The sequence below is a fragment of the Tahibacter sp. genome, assembly GCF_032229445.1.
Lineage (GTDB): Bacteria > Pseudomonadota > Gammaproteobacteria > Xanthomonadales > Rhodanobacteraceae > Tahibacter.
The window spans coordinates 1-8,195 of record NZ_JAVTWC010000077.1; the positions used below are offsets into that span (position 1 = coordinate 1).

The window sequence follows — 8,195 nt, forward strand, 5'->3', positions numbered from 1 at the left end:
CGTTGGGCGTTCAGAGTGATCAGAACCTGCGGTTCTGAGCGATCACTCTTCGTCCGGCCCGTTGGGCGTTCAGAGTGATCAGAACCTGCGGTTCTGAGCGATCACTCTTCACCCCCCTTGACTCAAGGGGGCTCCGAAAGCATGGGCTCGTTCCGCCCCTTCTCCGAGGATTCTTAGAACGCCTGACAGAATGCCAGGGCAAAAGGACAAGTCGGGACCACAAAGCCCCTTGAAGGGGGCGATGGGCACGGCAGCGGGGTTGAAACTGTACATGTCAAAGCAACCTCCTCTATCCTCGACCGATGCCTCGCTATCGCATTCCTGCCACCTCCTGCACGATTGATGACGTTACCCGCGAGCTTCACAGCAACAGCACGTTGGTCACCCTTTCGCCGAAAGTATTTGATTGCCTCGCGTATCTGATTGCTCACAACGATCGTGCGATCGGGCGCGATGAACTGATCGCTGCGGTCTGGGGCAAGGGTGACGTGAGTGACGATCTGCTCGGCCAGATCGTGGTCAAGGCGCGCCGCGCGGTAGGTGACACCGGCACCGATCAACTCCTGATCCGCACGATCCCCCGCTTTGGCTACCGATGGGTTGGTGAGGTGGAGCCGTTGCCGAACGACGCGCCGGTGACCGCGCAAACCTCAGCCACCACAGAAAAGGCGGACGTGCCCGCTCCGCGCGCTGATGCGGCGACGGATGCCGTCCCTGCGAAGCGCCCAGGGCGGTGGGGCGGAGCGTGGGTCATCGGCATTCCCGTGCTGGCCATGATCGTCATTGCTGGCGCGATCTGGGCATACGACCGCTACCGGATCCAGCAGGTGCCGACGCCAGCGGCGATCAGCCCGAACAGTGCACCGCTGATGGCGGTGCTGCCGGTCGAAGTGAGTGCCGACCGAGAGTGGGTCTGGCTGCGTCTGGGCATGATGGATCGGATCGGCGAACAACTCCGCTCGGCCGGGCTGCAGGTCGTTCCTGCCAGCAGCATCATTGCCTTGAGTCGCGACAACGATGCGGATCTGGCCGTCATCACGCGCACGGCAACCGGCGCGCAGTACATCGTCACGCCTTTGGCAAGCGAGGACGCGATGGGTTGGACGGTTCGCCTTGTCGTGGGCAAATCCGGCGACGATCCCGCAATCGAAGCGACGGCCAGTGATGCGGATGCACTGACCGCGGCCCATGCCGCAACCAAACTGCTATTGCTCAGGCTGGGTCATGCGGTGGCCGACGACAGTTTTGTCGTGGCAACCAGTTTGCCCGTACAGGAACTATTGTCGAAGATCGAAGCGGCGGTGCTCAGCGACAACCTCTCGATGGCGGAGCAGTTGTTGAAGCAAGCCCCGGAGGAGCTGCGCCAATCACCGCAGGTACGCCTGCGCGTTGCCGATATCGACGAACGCTTTGGTCGCTACGAAGCAGCGCACCAGCAGTTGGAGCAACTGATCAACGACGTGACCGTGGAACAAGATCCCATCTTGCGTGGCCGCATCCTGTACAGGAAAGGCATCGTCGATCTGCGCAGGGACGAGGCCGAACTCGCCCTGCACAGTTTCGAAGCCGCTGCCGGACTTTTCGAAGGGAGGAACGTACCGGCAGAAATGGGCAAGGTGGTCGGAGGGCGTGGTATTGCCCACGCAATGCAAGGTCAATACGACCAGGCTGCCGAAGAGTTTTCCAAGGCACGCATCGCCTATGAAATGGCGGGCGACATGATTTCGCTGGCGGCACTCGAATCGAACGAAGGCGCGCTGGAGAACCTGCGCCACCGGCCGGCGAACGCGTTGACGCTGCTGGACAAGGCGATCCGCAGGATGGAGTCGCTGCGCACGTTCAACGGTCTGCCGCAGGCCTATGCGTCCAAGATCAAGGCTTTGCTGCTGTTGCTTGCAGCCGACGACGCTGTCGCCGTCGGCAAGGATTTCGATACACGGTTCCCGGAGGCTCCCGCGGTCGCGGCTCGCGCGAACCTGGGCATATTGCGTGCGCATGCACTGGCGGCAAGCGGCCGATTGCTGGAAGCGCAAACACGCCTGCAACAGTTGCAGTTCGATGACAGCATTCGCGCCAGCGAGAGTACGCAGGCACGGATTCACGCGATGCTCGCTGAGCTGCGGCGCATGGCCGGGGACCCCGAAGCGGCCGTGCAACTGGCTCGCGATGCATTGCGGGTGCTCGTGCTGGGTGATGACAGCGGCGAGCGCAGTCGAGCCTGGAGAGAATTGGTGCGTGCCTTGCTGATCCTGGGGCGCGATGGGGAAGCGGCAATCGAGGCGCAGGTGTTCTCCGACTGGGCGGCGCCGCTCAGCGACAGCGAGGCCAAGGTCCGCGCCTTGCTGTCCTCGGCTGAGGTGGCGCGAGCGAACAGCGACAGCGTTGCCGCTGAGTCAGCGTTCAAGGCGGCATTGGAGTTGGCTTTGAAGGAAGGCGTGCCCGCCTATATCGGGCAAGCCTCGGTCGCGTATGCGAACGCGTTGCTTGACGCTGGCGATATTGCGGCGGCCACGAGCGTCGCCAGCCGCGCGCTGCATTGGTCGGACAGTGATTTCGACTGCGCCGTGCTCAAGGTCCGCCTGTATCAACAACTGGGCGAAACCGTAGTCTGGCGGGCCGCTCTGGTACAGGCCAGAGTGTTAGGCCGTGAGCGACAGATTCCGCCTGCGCTGCTGGTGGCGCCGGTGACAGCGGATGCGCCGGCGTCTCGCTGAATTTTCCCGCAGGTGCTGACGGCGAGGCGGGCAGGCCGAATGACGATGCCGCCCGCCAACCCTGCTGTCGTGCCCGGATCCTGTGCTGATCGGCTTCATCTCTCGTGCTTTTCGCGATTCATTCGTGATGCGTTCTTGAAACGGACGCGTAACCTTCACGACATATTTTACTGAATGCCCGACGCTGATTGGGCGGCGATGGATCGTCCTGCATCGCTGTCGTCCAGCTTCCGGGGAATTTCACTCATGTTCCGTCAGGCCCTTTGGGTATTGCTGCTTTCGTTTGCGTGTCCGTTTGGTGGCGCTACAGCAGCGACCTCCGCCCCAAACGGCGAAGAAGTCATCCTGTACGTTACGCTGTATCCGGTAATCCCACCGCGTGAGGCACCGCAGTATTGCGCGACGCCCACCAGCGATGAGCAGCGGACGGCCGCGGCTGGCGACACGATGAATCTCTGTTTCATCGTGCGGAATCAAAGCCCGGTGGTTCTTAACCACCACGAGATCCGGCGTGACGGCGCTCTCATCCGCACGGTCGACTTCGCGGTCGAACGAGGCAATATGCAGATCGTGTTCGAAGAACGACTGATCGCGGTCGCCAACCGCGATGCGAGCTACACGGTCACTTCTTACGCGGCGCCTGGCGGGACCCCGTACACCGCTACCGCCCGGCTGCGGTTGACCACACGCCAGCCGCGCATCGCGTTGAGCCAGAACGAATTCGACGTGCAGACTTCGGTCGGCAGCATTTCTCGTCGGTTGCTGACGATCTCGAATAGTGGCCAAGGCCTGCTGGCCTGGACTCTCGGCGAAAGCAACAGCGCCGGCAACGTCACACCAATCGATACCATCGTCGACGCCCCCAACACGTCGCGCGGCGCAACAGCGCTTCTGCCCGCGTACGCCATCACGCAGGACGCGGGTCAGCAGAACTACATCGCCTTCGATCTCGCCGAGCCACTGGTTTCGGTTCCGGTTCCGGCGCAGTTGAGCGCGATCCGGGCCGGCACGTTCGTCGACAACGACTTCAGCAAGCAATTCCTGCTCAGCAACAGCAATGGCCTGCTGACAGTGAACACCACCACCGGCCAGACCAGTGTCATCAACGCAGCGACCCGGCCGCTACCCGGTGAAGCCGGTTGGACCGGCATGGCTTGGGATCCGCTCGAGCGCATGCTCTACGGTCTGTCTGCGACAAATGATGCAGCGACCGTCTATCGCATCGATCCAGCCACCGGCGTGACTTTCCGTATAGGTGCCATCAACGTGCTGCGTCGCGCACTGCGCGGAGTGTACGCAGGGATCGCGGTTGACGCCGATGGCCGCATCTATGCCATCGACACGAGCAATGATCTGCTCGTGCAGGTCAAGTTCGATCCCTATAGCGATCCGGGCCATGTCAGCGGCTACACGATCGGCCCGCTTGGTTTCGATGCGGAGAATGTCGCTGGACTGACGATTGATCCCTCCGACAACGCTCTCTATCTGTCGGCGCTGGACGGGGCCAGCAACATTGCCGCGATGTATCGAGTCGACGCCAGCACCGGCACCGCCACGTTGACCGAAGTGCTGGCTGAGGATGGACCACGCATCGCTCTTGCGGCGATGACGGCGACGCGACCGTGCAACATCGAGCGCGACGTCAGCTGGCTGTCGTTGAGTCCGTATGCCGCGGCGCCGCTGGTTGCCGGCAACTCGGCGGAAGTGGATCTGTTTCTGGATGCGCGCCATCTCGCGGCCGGTGTCTACGAGACCCACGTCTGCGTGCACAGCAACGATCTGCAACGCAACAAGATCGCGATTCCGGTGCGATTGACTGTCGTCCCGGCAGAGCCCACCGATCGCATCTTCGCCAGCGGATTCGACCCCGGGATCTGATCCGGCAGTTGTAGCCACCACGACCGCAATGACGTCAGCATCGATAGAGCAGGAACAATCCATGAGCCGCACTTCTCCCTCCGCTGGCCTGTCGTTCAGGCTTCAGCGCAAAGCACTTGTCGTCAGTATGTGTGTCGCACTGGCATCCGCCCTGGCCACCCTCCCGTCGGCATTGGCCACAACGATAGCGCCAGTCACGCAGGCCCGCGGCGCGGCGGAGGCGAATGCGCGCAGCGCACAGCGCGCACGCATCTTCAATCATGGCGGTGCCGCCGCAGTCCGGGATCGCGCGCCCCAGCAAGCGGTGATCTCAGGCAACGTCTTGCCGGTCAATAGCTGTGCTGACGATGGCAGCGCTGACAGCCTGCGCGCTGTCGTCGCTGCGGCGGGCAGTGGCGACACGATTGACCTCAAGGCGCTCAACTGCAGCACCATCACTCTGACCAGTGGCGAAATCCCGGTACAGGTCGACAACCTGACGATCAGCGGGCCCGGCAGCACCGTGTTGTCGATCAATGGCGACAATGCCGGCCGCGTGATCGCTCATGAAGGCTCGGGACGCCTGCAAATATCCGGAGTGTCGTTGGTCGATGGTCTGCTGGCGACCGGCAGCGACTATGAAGGCGGCTGCCTGCTATCCAATGGCGATGTCGAACTGCGTGACGTAACCATCAGCGGATGCCGGATTTCCGACGCGCCGTTTGGTATTGGCTCCGGTCTGCGTGCACTCGGCGATGCCTTGGTCGAAGACAGCACGATTCGCGACAGCAGCATCGTGGTCGATGGTGCCGCCGGCGGATCGGCCATTGCCATCGAAGGCGATCTGGTGTTGATCAATAGCCGTATCACCGGCAACACCGTCCAGATCACCGACGTCAACGACTACGGCTACATCTACTTCGGTGCTGTGAATTTGTGGGGCAAACTGACCATGATACGCAGCACGGTAAGCAACAACAGTTCGTCGCTGGCCGATCCGGAAACGCCGTATGCGTTCGTCTGGGGCGGCGGCGTGACGGCTCAGGGCGGCGGAACCGTCATCGAATCGACGATCGACGGCAACAGCGCACGCGATCTCGGCGGCGGTGTGACCCTAGGTGGTGGGAATGTGGACGCCAGACATGGACTGGAGATCATCAACACCACGATTTCCGGCAACGTCGCCGATACCGGTGCCGGCCTGATGGTGCGACCCGAAGCGGGTTGGGTGGCCATTCGCAGCAGCACGATCGTCGGGAATTTCGCAGAGACCGGCGGCGGCATCTACTTCGACGAGCTCGATTTTCCGTTAATCGTCGAACTGCAGAACAACGTGATCGCAAACAACATCGCGGCCAGCGGTGCCGACATCGGCAAGAGCGATCGGCTGACGATCTATGGCGCCAGCAACATCATCGTCGACGTCCAGCAGGCGGTCTTGCTTCCGGCTGATACCTTGCGTGTTGACCCGAATGTGCTGCCATTGGCCGACAATGGTGGGCCGACACGAACACATGCGCTTGGCAAGGGCAGCGCGGCGATCGATGCGGGCAACGACTACTTCGAACTCGGCCATGACCAGCGCGGTCCCGGGTTCGTCCGCGTTTTCGGGGACGAAGCGGATATCGGCGCGTTTGAAGCCCAACCCCTGCCCGGTTCGGTCGAGCGCATCTTTGCGCACGGCATGGAGCAGGCATCGCCATGAGCAGGGTCTTGCGCATGCGATTGGCTCCGCTGGCGTATCCGATCGTCATCGGCATTGCCGCTGCCCTCCTCGATCCGGCTTTGGCGTTTTCGGCGTCTTCGCCATCGAACACGGCGCATGGCTCACTGCCCGTCCCCGGTCTGAATATCGTCGAATTGAGCGGTCCGGTGCGCAGCGCCTGGCTGAGTACATTGCGCGGCAATGGTGTGCGGCCGGTGCACTATCTGGGCGACTATCACTATCTGGTGTGGGCGAACGGCGATTCGGCGCTGGAACGTCTGAGCGAGTTACCATCACGCACCACCTGGCTGCGATCGATCAGAGCGTTCGACGCCGATCGCAAACTTGAAGCCTCGTTGCGCGCGGCGCCGGCCGGTACGTCGGCGCAGGACGAGATAGCCGTCGTCATCCAGGTGTATCGCCACGGCAACTGGTCATCCACGCGCCGGCTGCTTGAATCGCTGGCTCGCGTGCCGATGGCGCAGCAGGCGCCGGCAGGCCAGAGCAGTGCCAATCCAGAATGGAGCGAGGTGCTCGACTACGCGAACGTCACGCTTTTGTTGCGGCGCGACGATCTCCTGCGCGTGGCGGCGTTGCCTGACGTTACTTTCATCGGGCCGAAGCTGGAGATGCGCCAGTACGACGAGAAGCAGAATCTGATCCTGGCCGGGCATCTTTCGCCGCATGCGCAGACGCCGGACTATCTCGAAACGTTGATCGACCTCGGTTTCAGCCAGAACCCAGACGACTATCCGATCGTCGATGTCGTAGACAGCCCGATCCATGAGGGCGGCAGCGGTGCAGGTGTCGTCGCTACTGCGGACTCGATGTTGCGCACCGGTGGCAATCTGCTCGGTGCCAGCCGCGTAGTCTCGTTTCGCAACTGTTCAAGCCGACCGGACAGCGCGGTGTACGCCACCGATGGGCATGGCAGTCTCAACGCCGGAATCGTCGCCGGCTGGGACCAGGCCACGGGATGGCCGTGGCAAGACACCGACGGCCATCAACTGGGCCTGGGCGTCAATCCGTTCGGCCGGATCGCCAGTACAGCCATCTTTGTACCGCAACATTCGGTCGCCAACTGCGGCAATGACGAAACCGGTTTGATCCGCGATACCTGGCTACGCGGCGCTCTCATCAGCAGCAACTCCTGGGGCAGCGTGCCGCCGCCGACTACCTATGAAACTGGCGCGCAGGCCTACGACGCGGGCGTGCGTGACGCCGATCCGCAAACCCCAGGCAATCAGCAACAGATCATCCTGTTCGCGGCCGGCAACGACGGTTCTCGCGCTGCCAGCATCGGCGCGCCCGGCACCGGCAAGAATGTGATTACGGTCGGCGCATCCGAGAACGTTCGTCCGCAATGGATCGATGGCTGCGGTGCGGGACTGCTGGATGCCGACAACGCGAATGACATCGCGACATTCTCCAGTCGCGGCCCTGCGCCGGGCCAACGCGTCAAACCCGAGTTCGTGGCGCCGGGTACTCATGTGCAGGCCCGCGCCAGCATCCACCCGAGCTATGTCGATATCGGCACCGGTGTCTGCGATCACTACTATCCGCAAGGTCAGACCATCTTTGCGGCATCGTCCGGCACGAGTCATTCGACCCCGGCTGTCGCTGGTCTGGTTTCTCTGGTGTGGCACTGGTTGCAGTCCGATGGGCAGGGTTCGATTCAGGCGCTCAGCGGCACCCGGCCGCCCAGTCCGTCCGCCATGAAGGCGTGGTTGATGGCGCATCCCATATGGCTGAATGGCGTCAGCTCGGGAGACAGCCTGCCCAGCAATAACCAAGGCTATGGCATGCCCGATCTCGCTTCGATGTTCGATCAGACGAACAAAGTCATGCTTGATCAGAGCGTCGTCTTGAAGCTGCCCCGCACGGCCGGAGGCCAAGAAGCGATATTCTGATCGCTACTT

General features: G+C 62.4%; 4 protein-coding genes. All 4 read left to right on the forward strand.

The genetic code is table 11. The features are described 5' to 3' along the window. Positions 1-302 precede the first annotated feature (302 nt). Entirely contained in the window at positions 303-2,714 is a 2,412-nt protein-coding gene (locus tag RUU78_RS13575; protein WP_313917445.1) for a winged helix-turn-helix domain-containing protein, read from the forward strand. Positions 2,715-3,161: 447 nt separating this feature from the next. Continuing rightward, positions 3,162-4,592 (forward strand): DUF4394 domain-containing protein, encoded by a 1,431-nt coding sequence (locus RUU78_RS13580; RefSeq protein WP_313917446.1) that lies wholly within the window; start codon positions 3,162-3,164, stop codon positions 4,590-4,592. Positions 4,593-4,653: 61 nt separating this feature from the next. Continuing rightward, on the forward strand, positions 4,654-6,276 hold the full coding sequence (locus RUU78_RS13585; protein ID WP_313917448.1) for a choice-of-anchor Q domain-containing protein: 1,623 nt from the start codon (positions 4,654-4,656) through the stop codon (positions 6,274-6,276). 167 nt (positions 6,277-6,443) lie between these two features. Next, positions 6,444-8,186, forward strand: coding sequence for a S8 family serine peptidase (locus RUU78_RS13590; RefSeq protein ID WP_313917450.1), 1,743 nt, complete (start codon positions 6,444-6,446; stop codon positions 8,184-8,186). Positions 8,187-8,195: the final 9 nt, after the last annotated feature.

Excerpts from the sequence above, each read along its gene's own strand:
- RUU78_RS13575 (WP_313917445.1), top strand. The coding sequence starts at position 303 with ATGCCTCGCTATCGCATTCCTGCCACCTCCTGCACGATTGATGACGTT.
- RUU78_RS13580 (WP_313917446.1), top strand. The coding sequence starts at position 3,162 with ATGAATCTCTGTTTCATCGTGCGGAATCAAAGCCCGGTGGTTCTTAAC.
- RUU78_RS13585 (WP_313917448.1), top strand. The coding sequence starts at position 4,654 with ATGAGCCGCACTTCTCCCTCCGCTGGCCTGTCGTTCAGGCTTCAGCGC.